This is a genomic window from Pseudomonas sp. MF6751, assembly GCF_016613265.1.
GTDB classification, from domain to species: domain Bacteria; phylum Pseudomonadota; class Gammaproteobacteria; order Pseudomonadales; family Pseudomonadaceae; genus Aquipseudomonas; species Aquipseudomonas fluorescens_BV.
Genome location: NZ_JAENSV010000005.1, coordinates 220,116 through 236,688 on the forward strand (window position 1 = coordinate 220,116; position 16,573 = coordinate 236,688).

Sequence of the window (16,573 nt, forward strand, 5' to 3'; positions counted from 1 at the left end):
AGTGCTTTGCTTAAGGTTCAGGGAACTGTTCACGGCGCGCCTCACAGGGTTCGGGAAACCACAAGGCCGACGTAATCGCGATCACGCAGCAGTTGATCGTAAGGGGTCTTGCCGCCCATGAACTTTGCGTAGTTGGCCGAGATCTGCCAGCTCGCCGGATTGCGCACGAAATTGAGGTACAGGTTCATGCTGCTGGCGTCTTCGGTGAAGGTGGCCGACAGGTTCGGGGTGCGTCCGTTGATCGAGCGCGAGTAGAACACTCCCGGCGTGACCTGCCAGCCAGGAATGAGCGTGTTGTCATAGGTCAGGCTCAAATCGAGGCTGATGCCAGAGGAGGTTTTGTTACCCTTGGCGCTCGGCGCGATGGCCGGGTCCAGTTGCCAGGTATTAAGGCCGGCGGCGATGGGTTCTCCGGCGTAGTCGTTATGCAGGCCCGGGTATTTCACGACCACCAGTTCGCTCAACAAAGTACCGGTGCTGGCACCGGTGAATTCGAGCAAGGTCGGCGAGTTGGACGGCGTCATGCTGTAGATGCCGGTCAGGTGCCATTGCAGTTTCTTTGCGTCTTTCCAGCATTTGCCACCGTTGGCGGAGCAGGCGTCGATGACCGGGTTGAGCGGTACCGCATCCTTGGGGCGGTAGGACAACTCGGTGCCCAAGGCCCAGTCGCCGACCGGCATATTGGCGCTGATGCCGTACATCATGCGGTCTTCCGGATATTCCCAGGTCGGCGCCGCGGCGAAGGTTTGCGGATCCACCTGCACGCTCAGTGACGGCAGTTTGTCGTGATAACGCATCACGTACAGACCCAGGTTGAGATCGGTGTTGTCAGGCTGCCAGCGCAGCGACACGCCCCATTGGCCGCTGTTGCGCGCCTCTTTTTCATCGTACCCGTAGGTACCCCTGCCCTCGCCCAGCGCATGGGTGGTGGACCAATAGCTGCCCACTGGCGGCAACTCACTTTTGTTCCAATTGAACTGCCAATACGCCTCGATATTCACCCCGGCACCAAGCCCCGACGCCAGGCTCAACATCGGGGCCGGCAGCAAGGCTTCCTTGAGCTGGGTACCGGGACGCGACAATGCCATGACATCGTAAGCGTTGGTGTTGTTGATGCCGCCAGCAGCAAACAGACTCTCGCCCCAGTTGATCACCTGATTACCCAGACGAGCGCGAACACGTTGGTCACCGACATCGAAACTCTTGCTCACCCACAGATCCAGCAGACGCGCCTTGAACTCCAGATCGTCTCGGGCGCCGCGGGTGAGGCCGTCGCTACCGACACCTTCGGGCCGGTTAGCCGATAGCGCACCGCTGGTGTCGGTCGCGGCAAAGTCGCGAATCCAGCTACCGCGCGCCATGAACGTGTAGTCTTCGGGAAACTTCAGCACCAGTTCATGGATGCCTTTTATGTAATTGGTGAACAGGTCGCCCCGGTCGTAGTTCAAGTCGCCCTGGTCACCAACACCGGCGCTGGGCGCCAGACAGCCGCTGGGTGGATTGTGCCCGCCGGGGCCGCTGGTGATAAGGTTGCAGCCGCGCGACTCGGTGCGCAGCCCCATGCCCACGGCGAGGGTAGAGTCGAATGAGCCGCGAATGTTTTCGGTTTCAAAGGTGAACGCCATGGCAAATGGGGTTGCACACGCGATGACAAGACCTGAGGTTCTACTGATTATTTTTTTCATGTCTGTTCCCGAAAGCCGCTATCAGCGTTCGCTGTTGGCGCGCAGGTTGTCGGAGGTGTAGAAGTCGCGTTTCAGGCGCGGATTGCTCGCCCCGTCGGTCAGCCAGCGATGGTCGTTCTTGCCGGTGCCAATGGAGGTCATGTCGTACAGGTAGCGACCGTCAACCAGGTTGTATTGCGCCTGGGCTTCCATGTCGCAGGTGCCGGTCTCGTACACCGGGATCGTGTAACCCTCGCGGACCTTCCAGATTTGCCCCTGCTTGTCGTAGTCCACCGCCATCAGCGCGTTCCAGCTGTCTTCGTCGATGTAGAACAGACGCTTCGGTGCCTGATGGCGCATGCCTTGGCGGACGGTCGCTTCGACCACCCACACGCGGTGCAGCTCATAGCGACGCGATTCGGGAGCGATGAAGTCGCGCTTGGCCACCTCCTCGATCTTCGCCGAGTTGTCGTAGGCCCCGAACGAGTTGTAGGGCACAAGCATTTCCTGCTTGCCCAGCAGCTTCCAGTCGAAGCGGTCCATGGGGCCGAAGAACACGTTGGATTCATCGATGGTGTATTGATTGTCCAGGCCGATTTGCGGTGCGTCGTAGGAATACGCCGGCATGCGCCGCACGCGGCGCTGGCCCGGGAAGTAATAGAACGTGGTGGCTTGCTCGCCGGCCTTGGTGGTGACCACCCCGGCTTGTCCGGCCAGCGCGGCGGGGTCGGTGTAGCTGAAGTAGGTGGCGACTTCCAGGCGATCGAATGACGAGAACAGCGCGCTGCCCTTCACGCCCCATGGTGTGTACATGAACCAGTCGGTGGAGGTGCGCAGCCAGTCTTCACTGCCCTTGCGTGGCGAAATTCCGGAAACGGTTTTCGACATATCGAAGCCAACGCCGCGATAGCGCATTTTCATGTTCCACATCACTTCGGCACCCGAGGCTGGAAATGGAAACGGAATGCCTGGAACATAGGCTTCCTGCAACGCCAGGCCGTCGCCGTCGAGCTTGGCGAAACCGACGTTCTTCTTCGTGTTCTGCGCGACGAAATCCGGCACGCCACAGCTGCGTCGTGTCGGGTACACGTCCATCCGGTAGCCGGGAATCTTCTTGAACATTTCTACCTGGCCCGGTGAAAGCTTGCTGGCGTATTTATCGACGTTGCCCGAGTCGATGCTGAACAGCGGCTTGTCATCCTTGAACGTCCATTGCTTGCCGCGCACTTGGCCATGGGTCCAACTGCCACCTTGAGGACCGGGTGCTGTCCACGCGGGAATCACCCCGTCGGCACTGGCCGCCGCCTCGCCTCCCAGCGGAGTCAGTTTGGTGCCGAGTAATGCTGGATCCTTATCTGCTGCCTGTGCCGTACAGAAAAACGCCGAGGCCGCGACGGCCGCGACCAGATGCCGGATTACGACGCCGGTAGAAAAATTGTTATGGGGGCGCTCAATCACTGTGTTCATGGGAAGGATCCTCGTGGGCCTTGATCAGCAACGGGGTCGTCTTGACGGTGGCAACCCGTTGCCTGCGCTAACCTAATCAATTGACTTGATCAACTGACCAAGTCATGTGATCAAAGCAAGCCCGGTGCCAAGATCCGCAAGGCAGAAATTAGTTGTTTTTTATCAAGCGATTGCGCGATCACCGGAACGACGGTGCGAGGAAACTGCCGGAGAATGTTCCCGTTTGTTTCGTCGGAACGCACCAATACGGGAATTAACGAAACAGTTGTTACCATTATTGGTGCAACCGTTTCACGTATCGTTTTCATTCATGACGTCTGGCGATTTGTTGCTGTAGGATCCGCAAGCGTCGACATCGCCCTCTTCGTTTTCGGGGGCGCCAGGAATAAGGGAGATTGCTGAACCATGGCCAGAATGGGCGCTGAATTACGCCGGCAGGATTTCGTCGAAGCAACGATCAGAGTGATCGCCGAGCACGGCGTAGCCAATGCCACGACCCGCCGTATTGCGGCGCAAGCCGGCTGTCCGTTGGCTTCGTTGCATTACGTGTTCCATACCAAGAACGACCTGTTTTATGCCGTCTACGAATCGCTGTTCAGCCTCCCACCGCAAGCGCTGGAACAGGTACCGGCCGGGGCCACTGCTGCGGCGACGGCAGCCGAAGTTCTGCGGCAATTGATCACCTGGTTCATCGATCACCCGGATGCGGCCAGGGCGCAGACCGAGTTGTTCTTCTGGGCAATGCGCAATGACCCGCAAATGGCCAGCAAGATTTACTCGGTGGCCATTGAAGCCACCGAGCAGGCGCTGCAGCGTGCCATGGGAACTGAGTTGAGCGAAGCGTTTTTAAAGGCGACCAGCCGCTTGCTGATCCAACTGGTAGACGGGCTGACCATTGCCTGGTCGGCCCACGGTGATCTGGATCGATTGCGAGCCGAAACCGAGACTGCTTGCACTGCGCTGGCCTTGTTGGTGGCCAGTCACTGAGTCGATCCTTGCCCAGGCGCCGCATGGGGATCAGATCGCGCCAGGCTTTTTACAGTTCATGACATTCGAACGGTGCGCAACGCCGATTCCGTGTTGAACAAAAACTGTCTCAGATGAAGTCATTTGCTCTATTTCGGTGGTTTTCGTTGCAGTAATGAGCTTTTCCTGCACAATTCGGCGGATTGAAATTCGATTCGAGACCGACTGATGACCCTGACTCCTCAAGACGAACGACTCATCAAGGCGCTGGCCTTGGCCATCGTTGATCGCCCTCGGGCGACACTCAAGGAACTGGCTGAAGCGGCTGGCGTCAGCAAGGCTACGCTGCATCGCTTTTGCGGCACCCGTGACAACCTGGTGCAGATGATGGAAAGCCACGGTGAGACGGTGCTAAACCAGATCACCACCACCACCGACCTGTTGCACGGCGAGCCGGTACAGGCGTTGCGCAGTTTGATCAGCGAGCATCTCGCGCATCGGGAAATGCTGGTTTTCCTGCTCTTTCAGTACCGCCCCGACACGTTTGCGGTCAATGGTGAGGGCGACCGCTGGCAGACTTATGCTGACGCTCTGGATGCTTTTTTTCTGCGTGGCCAGCAACTGGGCGCGTTTCGCATCGATGTCACCGCCGCGGTTTTCACGGAGCTGTTCCTGACCATGATTTTCGGCATGGTTGATGCCGAGCGCCGTGGGCGCGCGGCCAGTGCCAACTCGGCCAATGTGCTGGAACAGATGTTCCTGCATGGCGCGGCCGGCGCAGCGAGTGCGTTGTAAGCCTTACTCGGTTTTCCTGGAAAAAAAAGCCCCGAGACCTTTCGGTCTACGGGGCAAAGGCGGTTGGATGCGCCAACCAAAGGAGCTCTTGTCAGGCGTTATCTAACGGTTGTCGGCGTGGACCAACCTCCGCCCAGCGAACGGAACAGATCGACCAGAGCAATCTGGCGTTGCGTGCTGACCTCGATAAACGTTGTTTCATTGACGAAACTGGTGCGCTGCGCATCGAGATAACGCAGGTGGCTGTCGATACCGCCTTCATATCGGGCCTTGGCCAGACTCAGGGTTTCAGTGCTGGTATTGGCCAGTGCGCGGCGCGCGGCCTCCTCCCGGCGCAAGGTGTCGGTGGCAGCCAATGCATCGGCGACCTCGCGGAACGCCGTCTGAATCGTGCCTTCGTAGGCCGCCACAGCTGAATCCTTGCGGGCTTCGGCCAGACTCAGCCCGGCACTGTTGCGACCAGCATCGAACAACGGCAGCGAAAGGTTCGGTACGAAACTCCAGGAGCGCGAACCGCCGTCGAACAGACCGGACATCTGCGCGCTGGAAGTACCAAAGCTGCCGGTCAGGCTGATACGCGGAAAGAACGCCGCCCGTGCCGCGCCAATATCGGCATTGCGCGCTTGCAGTCGATGCTCGGCCGCAAGAATGTCCGGCCGGCGCTCGATCAGCGTCGACGTGGTGTCCGCAGCGATGTCTTGCACCAGCATCGGCTGCGTCGTCAGCCGCTCGGGAATCACCTTGCCCGCGTCCTTTGTGCCCAGCAGCAAAACCAGCGCGTTGAACGCCTGCTGCTTCTCGCGCAGATTGCGTTCCTGTTCGGCCCGCGCCTGTTCCACCAGCCCCAGAGCTTCCTGATAATCCAGCGCTGTCGCCGTGCCGCTGGAGCGGCGCTGACTGATCAGCGCGAACGAGTATTCGCGGCTGCTCAGGGTTTGTTGGGTCAACTCCAGCCGACGCTGGGCGCCGTCGTGAACCAGATAGGCCTGGCTGACTTCAGCGATCAGCGCGATCTGCGCGGCGCGGGCTGCTTCTTCGGTGGCCAGGTATTCCTGCAGCGCAGAGTCACTGAGGCTCTTTACCCGGCCAAACAGATCCAGCTCGTATTCGGGCAGCGACAGACCGACCTGATACTGGCTGGCCACCCCTGCCCGGCCGTCACTGGCCAGGTCCGACGGCAAGCGCTGGCGATTGCCGGACGCGCTTGCATTCAGCCCCGGAACCCGATCGGCCCGCTGAATGCGGTACTGCGCCCGGGCCTGCTCGATGTCCAAAAGGGTCTGACGCAACGAGCGATTGTTATCCAGCGCAACACCCACCAGACGGCGCAGGTCGGGATCGACGATGAACGACTGCCACGCCAACTGGTTGATCGGAGCGCCCTGTTTCAACGACTCGCCCGCCCAGTTGTCCGCAATCGGTGCGACGGGCCGCTCATAGGTCGGCGCCAACGAGCAACCGGCCAACAACATGGCGATCACCAGCGTAGAAAATCCTGAAATACGCATGTGTCACTCCTGAGCCAAAGCGGGTTGTTCAATGGGAGCCGGTTTACTGCGCAACATCGACAGCACCCACACAAAACAGATCGGTACAAACAACACACCCAGCAGTGTCGCGCTGAGCATGCCGCCGATCACCCCGGTACCGATTGCCCGCTGACTTGCAGCCCCTGCCCCGGTCGCCAGTGCTAGCGGCACCACACCGAGAATGAAGGCCATGGAGGTCATCACGATTGGCCGGAAGCGCAGCCGTGCAGCCTCGATCGCGGCGTCGCGCAGGCTGTAACCTTTTTCCCAGAGTTCCTTGGCGAACTCGACGATCAGAATCGCGTTCTTCGCCGCCAGACCTATGATGGTGATCAAACCGACCTTGAAGTACACATCGTTAGGCATGCCGGCGACCATCACCGCGAGTACCGCACCGATGGCGCCGATCGGCACAATCAGCATCACGGTCAACGGAATCGCCCAGCTCTCGTACAGCGCCACCAGCAGCAGGAACACCACCAGAATGGCCAGCGCAAACAGTTGCGTGGCCTGACCGCTGGAGACCTTCTCCTGGTAGGACAAACCGGTCCACTCGTAGCTGAAACCGGCCGGCAACTGCGCGGCGATACGCTCCATTTCTGCCATGGCTTCACCGGTGCTGTAGCCCGGCCCGGCATCACCGACGATGCGCACCGACGGATAACCGTTGTAGCGCACGACCTGCACCGGACCTTCCTCCCAATGCGTGGTGACGAAAGCACTGAGCGGCACCAGATCGCCCGCGCTGTTGTGTACGTACAGTTTGAGCACGCTTTCCGGAGTCATCCGGTCGCCCTGCTCGGCCTGCACCACCACGCGCTGCTGGCGGCCGGCATTGGTGAAGTCGTTGATCACCTCCGAACCGAAAGCGGCAGACAACGCACTGCTGATCGATTCAAAACTCACCCCCAGGGTGCGCGCCTTGTCACGGTCGATCACTACGCGCAATTGCGGCGACTCCGCCAGACCTTCCATCATCGCGTAGAGAATTTTCGGGTTGCCGTTGGCCTGACCAAGCACCTGATCACGAGCAGCGAGCAACGCTTCCCGACCCAGGCCGGCACGATCCTGCAGGCGTAGGGCGAAACCACCGGAGTTGCCCAGACCGTCAATCGGCGGCGGTGGCACGGCCATCACCGCACCGTCGTTGGCCACGGCAAATTGCTCGTTCAGCGCATTGACTTCTGCCATGGCCGATTGATCTTCGCCACGTTCCGACCAGTCCTTGAACACCGGGAATGCCAGCGCTGCGTTATCGCCCATCCCGGAGAAGCTGAAGCCGGACACCAGGAACGTCGACTGAACCGCGTCACGGGTAGCCAGGTAACGCTCCAGTTGTTCGCCAGTCGATTCGGTACGGGTACGGGTCGCGCCCGGCGGCAGCTGGACGTCGACGATCATGTAGCCCTGGTCCTCCACCGGCACAAACGATTCCGGCAGGCGCAGGTAGAAGTAACCGAGCATGGCGATAATGCCCAGGTACACCAACATCATCCGGCCGGAACGCGCCACCAGCCCGTTGTTCAGGACTGAATAGCGATCGGTGAGCTTGGCAAAGCCACGGTTGAAGGCGCCGAAGAAGCCGCGCTTTTCATGGTGCCCTTGTGGAATCGGCTTGAGCAGCGTGGCGCATAGCGCCGGGGTGAACGTCAGCGCGAGGAACCCGGAGAACAGAATCGACACCGCCAGCGATACCGAGAATTGCTGGTAGATCACACCGACCGAGCCGGACATGAATGCCAGCGGCATGAACACCGCCGACAGCACCAGGGTGATACCGATGATCGCGCCCGATACCTGCCCCATCGCTTTCACCGTGGCGTCGACCGGCGACAAGCCCTCCTCGGCCATGATCCGTTCGACGTTCTCCACCACGACAATGGCGTCGTCCACCAGAATGCCGATGGCGAGCACCATGCCGAACATGGTCATCATGTTCACCGAGAAGCCCAGCACGTACATCATCAGCAGCGTGCCCAGCAGACACACCGGTACCACGATCGACGGAATCAAAGTGTAGCGGATGTTCTGGAGGAACAGGAACATCACTAGGAATACCAGGACCATCGCTTCGATCAGGGTATGAATCACCTTCTCGATCGCTACATCAACGAAACGCGAGGTGTCGTAAGGAACGGAATATTCCACATCATCCGGGAAGTAGGCCGACAGTTCGGCCAGGCGCTGCTTGACCGCAGTTGCGGTCTGGATCGCGTTGGCGCCCGGCGACAACTGGATCGCCGCTGCCACGGCGGGTCTGCCATTCAGGCGCGAGTTGAAGTTGTAACTTTCCTGACCGATTTCCACGCGGGCGACGTCGCCCAGTTTGACCGTCGAACCGTCCTCGTTGGCACGCAGGACAATACGAGAGAATTCTTCCGGATTATCCAGCGTACCTTTCACCGCCAGGGTGGCGGTCAGTTCCTGCTGGCTGCTGGTCGGCGTACTGCCGAAGCTGCCAGCCGGCACTTGCACGTTCTGGCCACGGATGGCCGCGCTGACGTCGTCGATGGATAGCCCGTAGCCCACCAGTTTCTGCGGGTCGAGCCAGACGCGCATCGCCGCTTCAGAGGAGAAGAACTGCAGCTTGCCGACGCCCGGAACCCGGCGTAGCTCGTTGTTGATATTGCGCGCGGCGTAGTCGCCCAGTGCGGTGGTGTCACTGTGCTGGGTGCCTTCCTTATAGTTCAGCGCATAGATCAGCAGGAAACCAGCACTGGTCTGCTCCACCTCCAGACCTTGGGTCAGCACGGCTTGCGGCATCCGCGCTTCGGCTTTTTTCAGGCGGTTTTGCACGTCAACCTGAGCGAGCTGCGGATCAGTGCCCGGCTGGAACGTCACCGCAATCTCGGCGATACCGTTGGAGTTGTTGGTCGACTCGAAATACAGCAGGTTCTTCGCACCGTTGAGCGACTCTTCGATCACGCTGGTGACCGAGTCCACCAGCACCTTCGCAGAGGCACCGGGATAGGTCGCCGTCACCTTGATCTGCGGCGGCGCGACGTTGGGGTACTGCGCTACCGGTAGCATCGGAATGACCAGCAGACCGGCCAGAGAAATGAACAGCGCTACCACCCAGGCGAAGTTCGGGCGTTTGATAAAAAACAGAGACATCGGAATATCCTCGCGGCGACGGCGCCCTTACTGGTGCGACTCAGGCGACTGAGCCTGGGCTTGGGCGGGTACGACCTTGGCACCTGGTTGCAGGCCGCTCAGTCCGCTGACAATCACCTGATCGCCAGCCTTCAGGCCTTCACTGATCTGCCAGCGCGAACCCTGCATGGAACCGGTGACCACATTGCGCGCTTCGGCGCGGCCGTCGGCGCCGACCACCATGACCTGCGCGCCGCCATCGCTGCCGCGCTGCACCGAGCGCTGGGGCACGAGAATGGCCTGTTTGTCGGTGCCTTGAGGCGTGCGCACGCGCACGAACATGCCCGGCAGCAACACGCCGTCGCTGTTGGCGAACTTGCCGCGTAATGACACCTGTCCTGTGCCGCGATCAACGACGATATCGGTAAACATCAGTGCGCCCTGACGCTCAAAAGCGGTGCCGTCGACACGAATCCCCAACGTCTTGCTGTCATCAGCGGAGAGTTTTCCGTCCTTAAGCGATTCGCGCAGGCGCAGCGCGTCGGCGGCCGACTGAGTGAAATCAACATAGACCGGATCAAGCTGTTGAATCCGCGCCATCAACGTCGCGTCACCCTGACCGACCAACGCACCTTCGGTTACCAGTGCACGGCCGACACGACCGGAAATCGGTGCAGTCACCGAAGCATAACCAAGGTTCAAGCGCGCGCTTTGCAGATCGGCCTGAGCCGAGCGCGTGGCCGCCTGGGCGCTGCGCAGGTCGGCCATGGCACTGTCGAAGTCTTGCTGGCTGACCGCCTCGACCTTCACCAACGGTTCATAGCGCTTGACCCGCGCCTGTGCCTCAATTGCGACGGCCTGGGTGCGGGCCAATTCACCCTCTGCTCGCGACAAGGCCGCCTTTAGCGGCGCCGGGTCGATCTGGAACAGCAGGTCCCCGGCTTTGACATCCGCGCCCTCTTCAAAACGCTTTTGCATCACGATGCCTGGCACGCGCGCGCGCACCTCGGCGACTCGCATGGGCTCTACCCTGCCCGGCAAATCCGAAGTCAGAGCCAGAGGCTCCGTCTTTACTGCCAGCACCTCTACAGCACGCGCCACTTCGGCCACATCCGTTTGTTCATTCGACGGCCCACACCCGGCCAGCGCAATGGCCGCTGCCAGCGAGCCTGCCATCCCTATCGCACGCAAATTTCCCATCTCTCACCCAAGGCTTGATTGAACTTGGTGCGGATGCTACTTTGCAAACTCTAATGAGTCAACATTGACTCATATGAGAATATTGTGATCCCTGTATAAACATCGCTAAAGGCGTGGTGATGACACCCAATTCCCATGATGAACAAATGCTCAAGTCGCTGACTATGGCGGTTGTCAATCGCCCCCGGGCGACAATGAAAGAGCTGGCGCAACTGGCGGGCATGAGTAAAGCGACCCTGCACCGCTACTGTGGGACACGGGAAAATCTAGGGCAGAGACTGGAGGAGTACGCCGAAAGTACGCTCAATCTGATTATCCGCAGCGCCGGTTTGCAGCACCTGCAGCCCTTGGACGCGCTGCGTCGATTGATCCGCGAGCACTTGGCTCATCGCGAATTGCTTGCCTTTCTTATGGCGCAATACCGCCCAGACTTCCTCGACTTCGAACGGGGTGACACACGCTGGCAGTTTTACCTGGCGGCGCTAGACGAGTTCTTCCTCAGAGGTCAGCAAAGAGGACTGTTTCGCATCGACATTACCGCAGCGATTTTTACCGAGCTGTTCATCACCCTGGTCTACGGCTTGGTGGATGCCGAACAGCGCGGGCGTGCAGCCAACGCCGAGTCGGCCCGAACGCTGGAGCAAATGTTCCTGCACGGAGCACTCTCTAGTGGCGAGTTTCGCGAGCACGCCACTGTGCAGGAGCACGCTTCAGTCCTCAGAAATGCGTGAAGGCATCGCTGATGCTGGCGACCGGCGGGTGATTGGCATGATGAACAACATTGTGGTCAGCGGGCCGTGGCTGAACATACAGCGCACCCGAAATCAGTGCGATCACCAGCAAAGCGAACAGAAACCGACGCATCGTATACCTCCATCGTCCAGCCTTGGGCCGAACGCAGGTCTTTTGTTATTGGTCGTTCGAGTGTGGTCTCGGGACAAGGGTGAAAGCTTTGCATATCGCGCCAGAGATTTTGCATATCGTGCCAATACTTCTCAGGCCAAAGGCTGTATTTCATTCGCGAGGCTCAGATGATGTCCACAGTGCGTGGTGTTGCTTTGCTTGGTTTCAAGGCGTTTGCTACCAGTCAGGGGATTGATCCGATTTCGGCGCTGGCGGAGGTAGACCTGCCCGAAGAGCCGCTGAACGCTCAAATATCTGGCGCGCAATTCAATGCGTTGGTCCAGTTATGTGCGTTACGGTCGAGCAATCCCTTGTTCGGCTTACAGTTAGGCTTGCACCAAGGCACACAAAGTCTAGGCACTCTGCTGTACGCCATGCGTAACGCGGCCAATGTGGGCGAGTCGCTGAATCTGCTGACACGCTATTTCCATATACACAGTGACGGCGCACTAGTGCGCCTTGAACGCCGAGGCGGCAGTGCCCTTCTTGTGTACGAAGTCATTGACGGTACATTGGCCTCAGTACGTCAGACAGTGGAGCTGGCGATGGGAGTTGCCGCATGCTTGCTCCGCGAACTGCTGGGGCACGCCTGGAAACCGAGAGTTCTGATGTTGCGCCACAGTGCTCTGACCAATCGCATTGCCTATCGCACACTGCTGGGCGTCACTCCGCGCTTTGACAGCGCCGTCAATGCCTGGGTTTTCGATGAGTCGTTACTGGCCAGACCTCTCGGAGCTACAGACGTCAGGTGTCAACTATTAGCCCAGCAACAAATCGACGAGTTAGCGCGCGTAACACTGCAAGAACTACCGTCTTATGTGCAAAAAAGGCTACGCAATGAGCTTGCCAATGGTCCGGTCACGCTTCGCGACATGGCCAAGTACATGATGATCAGCCCGCGCACCTTGCAACGCTATCTTCGGGCACAAAACACGCGATTTCAGGAGCTGCTGGACGAAACGCGCCAGACGATGGCCGCACGCTACCTCTGCGACTCATCGATCAGCCTGACACAGGTGGCAGGTATGTTGGGTTATGCCGACCTGAGCACCTTTTCCCGGGCTTTCACGCGCTGGAATGGCGTCAGCCCGCAGAAGTGGAAACAGCGCATGCAACAAACTCTTGGGTAAAACATGGCGTCCAATCCATTCATTCGTGCAATCAGTCTGACAGGGTTCGATCAATTTGCCCGGCGGCAGGGTTTGGACCCGAGCCGTATACTGCGACAGGCCTCTGTGCCTGCGATGTCGCTGCAGCACCCGGAAGATATCCTCTCATTCCAACAATATTGCAGCTTGTTGCAAATGTGCCGGCAGCGTTCGAACAACGCATTGTTCGGCCTGGAGTTCGGGCTCCACCAAGGTGTCGACGTCTTCGGTGATATGTTTTTCCTGATCCACAACGCTCGAACCATCGGCGATGCATTGCTCGAGCTGCGCGCGAATTTTGGGCGGTACAACGGCGCGGCACAGGTTGATTTGGAGGTTGTGGAAGGCGTCGCGTTGCTGAGTTATCGAACCGATGAGATGTCGATTGTCGGATTGCCTCAAGCAGAAGAACTGGCCTGTGGTGTCGGTTTAAAACTGATGCTCACGTTGGCCGGGGATCAATGGCAACCTGAGGCGGTAATGCTCCGTCATCTGCCTCTTGCAGATGAGTTGGGCTATCGCCAGGCACTGGGTATCACGCCAACATTCTCAGCAGCGCACACTGGTCTGCTATTTGACGCATGCGTGCTGGCGCAACCACTGGATCGCGCCAGCGAAGCATTACATCAGATTCTCGCTAGACATCTATCAGGTATAGAGCGCTTGTCGACAGACGTGATGCCTGGCTACGTCAGGCAATTGCTGCGTAACTTGTTGCCCAGCGGACGTGCAACGATCGACAAGGTGGCCGATTGCATGGCAGTCAACCCAAGAACCTTGCAGCGCCACTTGGCTCAAGAAAATACGTCTTTTCAGCAGTTGCTGGATGAGACTCGCCAGCAACTGGTGCGCAATTACCTGCTGGTTCCGACAATCAGTCTTACAGACGTGGCGCATCTGCTGGGTTACGCCGATGTCAGCACTTTTTCGCGGGCGTTTCATCGCTGGTTTGGTATGTCTGCGCTTGAGTGGTGCAGGCAGTCGGGGGTGTGCAGGCAGCCTTTATTGATCACGAGCCGGATGAAAGATCAGCTTTGAGCGGAGCGACCCACCCCCTGCAATGGATGGAAGACGAACCACATCCAATGGCTCGCCTTGCGGCCCGCGCGCAGCTCGTCCATGACCCGACTGAACACCGGGCGCAGAGCCTCGACGAAACAGGACAGATTGAACGTATCCTGCATGATTCGCGCCTCCTACGAGAAGCGCGTCGGTAATCTCAGTTCAGCGCACAATCCGCCGCCTTCGCGATTTCTCAAGGTCAGGGTGCCGCCGAGGGCTTGTGCCAGTTGCTGGGCGATAGCCAGGCCCAGGCCCGTGCCGCCGGTGCTGCGGTTGCGCGAATTTTCCACGCGGTAAAATGGCTCAATCACACGGGCCAGCTCCTCTTCGGCAATGCCGGGACCACGATCCATCACGGTCACCGAGAGGCTGTCGCCCTCCTCCGGCTCGACCCGCAGCTGCGCGGCACCGGCGAATTTGAGCGCGTTATCCGTGAGGTTTACCAGCACTCGGCGCAGCGCGTGGGGCCGAGTGTGAATCACTGCGTTGCTTTTGCCGCTGAGCTGCACGTCCTTGCCCATGTCCTGGTAGTCGAACACGAGGCTGTCGAGGAATGAATCAAGATCGGTACGGCGGCTTTCCTCGGTGGCGCCATGCACGCTGCGGGCATAGGCAACGCCTTCACGCACCAGATGCTCCATCTCGCCGAGGTCATTCCACAATTTGTCTTTGTCGCCGCAGTCGTCCATCAATTCGAATTCAGTTGGCTTACCGGAAAAACCGTGTCCCGGAATCGATGGAATGATCACGTCGAACGAATCTTCAACCTTACCGCCGTAAGCAACGGGATCCGTCAGCGGGCCGATCGTCTTCAGGAACTCAAACTGTGAGCCAGGCCATCCGTGTGTCAGAAGCAGCGGCATCGCGTTGGAGTTTGGCGAGCGAACATGGATGAATTGAATATCCACGCCGTCGATAGTCGTGATGAATTCAGGCAGCGCATTGAGCTTCGCTTCGGCCTTGCGCCAGTCATAGCCGCTGCCCCAATACTTCACCAGCGCCTGGACCTGGGCCAACTGCACGCCTTGGGAAACGTCATTGACGGTCTCTTTGTCCGGCCAGCAGGTCGCCGCAATGCGCTTTTTCAGATCGGTCAATTGCGCTTCATCGACGTGAATTCGATAAGGTCTAATCGATTCGGGATGGGTCGAGGCCGAGCTGGCAACTGACGCATCGGCGGCCGGGCCAGCAGCCCAGGCACCACCGCTGCTGGCTATCAGGGCCAACCCCAAAGCGCCCATTCTCACGGAAGAAGCCAGACAATGGCGCCAGGTGAAACCGAACGTAGCTGCAGGCATTTTGAATTTCCTATAAGTCATTGGTCGACAACGTCGCGAAACGCGCAGAGATAGCCGCGAGTTAAATGAGTCATCCATTGAAGAAGGTTGGCGCCTTCTCGTTGGGTTCATTTAGAGCCCCGCAGGTATCCCGTATGTGTCATCAACCGACTTAAAGGAATCGCTGTGTATCTATCCAAAGCGCAGATACAAAACGATACAAACCGACCACTCGCTCATAAAAAAGCCAATGCCCCGACTTGTCGGGGCATTGGCTTTTCTGGGACCTGGAAAACATAAGGGCTTTTCAGCCCATCAAGCTCGGCAAAGGGCATAGAGACCGCGTCGATTGCCAGGCAGCATGACTTGGTTACCCAAGGAACAGGCAGATACCCCGCTCCACTTCACGCCCTTCCACGCCTGCAAGAAACTCCAGAAATTTGCCCCTGATTCTGGTTAGCGTTCACCATCGTCTCTACCGTGCCAGCAATCTTATTGAAGCTACTGCTGTTCAGCGACCAAGCAATCTCTTCAGCACCAGTAGAGCAACAGCCCCGATTGCCAGTGCAGCAACCGGTTTTTCTTTGACGAATGTAGAAACGCTGTCCAGTGCGTCGCCATAGGTTTGCGTCAGTTGACCCGCAGCCTGGCGTCCAGCGCCCTCAGCTTCCAACTTCGAATCGCCAAAAAGCTTCCCGACTGCGCTCTGGGCTTTGCCAGCAACCTTTTCTACAACGCCTTCTACCTGTTCGCTCTTCATGATTAACCAAACCTTCGTGTGTGATTGGGTAACCCAGGAAAACCCCGGGCTTGAGGCAACGTGCAAAGCGTTAGGTGGACAGGCTTAGTGATTAGTTCAAAGTTGATGAAGCTCACTTGGTCCAGATCAACCGATAAGTCTTCTTCCCTGTAGCGGCATCGTGATAGGGATCTTCGCCCGGGACCTCTCGCGTGCGCACGCACGGGCGTCCCTCGCAGTCAATAATGGCAGCGTCACCACCATGGCGTTTCAACGCTTCTATGTTTTGCTCAAGCACCGCTAACTCTCGTTGCCTTTGCGCAATCTCATCGGTGCTGGGGACCGCAAAGAAAAACAGCAACGCCAGAGGCAATACCACACCTAGATGAATGGCGAAGATGCTGAGCCAGAATCGACGCTTAAGGCTGTCACTGGCGGCCTGGTACTTTTGCGCCGCATCAAGCGCCGCGGCATCGGCCTGTCTGAACCTGCCAACCAACTGCTCGGCCGCCTTTGAAGCCACTGAATCTGCGATCTGCGCCGCTGAAGCGCCCAGTATCGTCGGAATCTGTTGCAGGCTCTGCTCAACACGTTTTTCCAGATAGCCAAGGCGCGCAATCGCCTGCTCAGCGGCTTTTCTGTCATTTTCCGCTGCGCTCATGATGCCCTTGGCAGCGACGGCCATGGCCCGCAGGCTGAGGTCATTCTCGTTCACGTGTTCGTCCATGGG

16 protein-coding genes are annotated in these 16,573 nt (G+C 58.8%); 5 read left to right on the top strand and 11 right to left on the bottom strand.

Annotated features, from left to right (window positions below; all coding sequences use genetic code 11):
- Positions 1-41 precede the first annotated feature (41 nt).
- From JJD66_RS07050 to JJD66_RS07060, 3 genes are all read right to left on the bottom strand, one after another.
- Positions 42-1,685 carry a DUF1302 domain-containing protein gene (locus tag JJD66_RS07050; protein WP_325167094.1) on the bottom strand — a complete coding sequence of 548 codons (1,644 nt, stop codon included), beginning with the start codon at positions 1,683-1,685 and terminating at the stop codon, positions 42-44.
- A gap of 21 nt (positions 1,686-1,706) precedes the next feature.
- Positions 1,707-3,131 carry a DUF1329 domain-containing protein gene (locus JJD66_RS07055; RefSeq protein WP_200647858.1) on the bottom strand — a complete coding sequence of 475 codons (1,425 nt, stop codon included), beginning with the start codon at positions 3,129-3,131 and terminating at the stop codon, positions 1,707-1,709.
- 110 nt (positions 3,132-3,241) lie between these two features.
- Entirely contained in the window at positions 3,242-3,439 is a 198-nt protein-coding gene (locus JJD66_RS07060; RefSeq protein WP_198715780.1) for a hypothetical protein, read from the bottom strand.
- Positions 3,440-3,536: 97 nt separating this feature from the next.
- On the opposite strand from JJD66_RS07060, the gene JJD66_RS07065 reads away from it, so the two are divergent.
- Together JJD66_RS07065 and JJD66_RS07070 are read left to right on the top strand one after the other, a co-directional pair.
- Positions 3,537-4,118 (top strand): TetR/AcrR family transcriptional regulator, encoded by a 582-nt coding sequence (locus JJD66_RS07065; RefSeq protein ID WP_198715779.1) that lies wholly within the window; start codon positions 3,537-3,539, stop codon positions 4,116-4,118.
- Positions 4,119-4,325: 207 nt separating this feature from the next.
- Positions 4,326-4,892, top strand: a complete 567-nt coding sequence (locus tag JJD66_RS07070) for a TetR/AcrR family transcriptional regulator (RefSeq protein ID WP_198715778.1) — start codon at positions 4,326-4,328, stop codon at positions 4,890-4,892.
- Between the two features lie 98 nt (positions 4,893-4,990).
- Here the strand turns inward: JJD66_RS07070 and JJD66_RS07075 are convergent, their stop codons facing one another.
- The 3 genes from JJD66_RS07075 to JJD66_RS07085 are packed head-to-tail and all read right to left on the bottom strand — an operon-like array spanning position 4,991 to position 10,714.
- Positions 4,991-6,400, bottom strand: a complete 1,410-nt coding sequence (locus JJD66_RS07075) for an efflux transporter outer membrane subunit (protein ID WP_054896429.1) — start codon at positions 6,398-6,400, stop codon at positions 4,991-4,993.
- Between the two features lie 3 nt (positions 6,401-6,403).
- Complete coding sequence (locus tag JJD66_RS07080) at positions 6,404-9,535, bottom strand: efflux RND transporter permease subunit (protein WP_054918955.1); 3,132 nt, start codon at positions 9,533-9,535, stop codon at positions 6,404-6,406.
- A 27-nt stretch (positions 9,536-9,562) separates the two neighbouring features.
- On the bottom strand, positions 9,563-10,714 hold the full coding sequence (locus tag JJD66_RS07085; protein ID WP_200647859.1) for a MexC family multidrug efflux RND transporter periplasmic adaptor subunit: 1,152 nt from the start codon (positions 10,712-10,714) through the stop codon (positions 9,563-9,565).
- 119 nt (positions 10,715-10,833) lie between these two features.
- On the opposite strand from JJD66_RS07085, the gene JJD66_RS07090 reads away from it, so the two are divergent.
- Positions 10,834-11,445, top strand: coding sequence for a TetR/AcrR family transcriptional regulator (locus JJD66_RS07090; RefSeq protein WP_200647860.1), 612 nt, complete (start codon positions 10,834-10,836; stop codon positions 11,443-11,445).
- Here the strand turns inward: JJD66_RS07090 and JJD66_RS07095 are convergent.
- Positions 11,432-11,578, bottom strand: a complete 147-nt coding sequence (locus tag JJD66_RS07095) for a hypothetical protein (protein WP_198715775.1) — start codon at positions 11,576-11,578, stop codon at positions 11,432-11,434. The two genes, JJD66_RS07090 and JJD66_RS07095, sit on opposite strands and share 14 nt — an antisense overlap.
- Before the next feature lie 170 nt (positions 11,579-11,748).
- Here JJD66_RS07095 and JJD66_RS07100 point away from each other — a divergent pair, with 170 nt between their 5' ends.
- Complete coding sequence (locus JJD66_RS07100) at positions 11,749-12,747, top strand: AraC family transcriptional regulator (protein WP_234452172.1); 999 nt, start codon at positions 11,749-11,751, stop codon at positions 12,745-12,747.
- Positions 12,748-12,750: 3 nt separating this feature from the next.
- Positions 12,751-13,803: an AraC family transcriptional regulator gene (locus JJD66_RS07105; RefSeq protein WP_200647862.1), complete on the top strand. Its 1,053-nt coding sequence runs from the start codon at positions 12,751-12,753 to the stop codon at positions 13,801-13,803.
- On the opposite strand, the gene JJD66_RS07110 is transcribed toward JJD66_RS07105, so the two are convergent.
- The 4 genes from JJD66_RS07110 to JJD66_RS07130 all read right to left on the bottom strand — a co-directional run bounded on the left by JJD66_RS07110 (position 13,794) and on the right by JJD66_RS07130 (position 16,570).
- Entirely contained in the window at positions 13,794-13,949 is a 156-nt protein-coding gene (locus tag JJD66_RS07110) for a DUF1810 family protein (protein WP_232914458.1), read from the bottom strand. The genes JJD66_RS07105 and JJD66_RS07110 overlap by 10 nt on opposite strands.
- Positions 13,950-13,961: 12 nt before the next feature.
- Complete coding sequence (locus JJD66_RS28440; protein ID WP_252730612.1) at positions 13,962-15,125, bottom strand: epoxide hydrolase N-terminal domain-containing protein; 1,164 nt, start codon at positions 15,123-15,125, stop codon at positions 13,962-13,964.
- 490 nt (positions 15,126-15,615) lie between these two features.
- Positions 15,616-15,864: a CsbD family protein gene (locus tag JJD66_RS07125; protein WP_014718439.1), complete on the bottom strand. Its 249-nt coding sequence runs from the start codon at positions 15,862-15,864 to the stop codon at positions 15,616-15,618.
- A 112-nt stretch (positions 15,865-15,976) separates the two neighbouring features.
- Positions 15,977-16,570: a hypothetical protein gene (locus JJD66_RS07130; protein ID WP_200647863.1), complete on the bottom strand. Its 594-nt coding sequence runs from the start codon at positions 16,568-16,570 to the stop codon at positions 15,977-15,979.
- Positions 16,571-16,573: the final 3 nt, after the last annotated feature.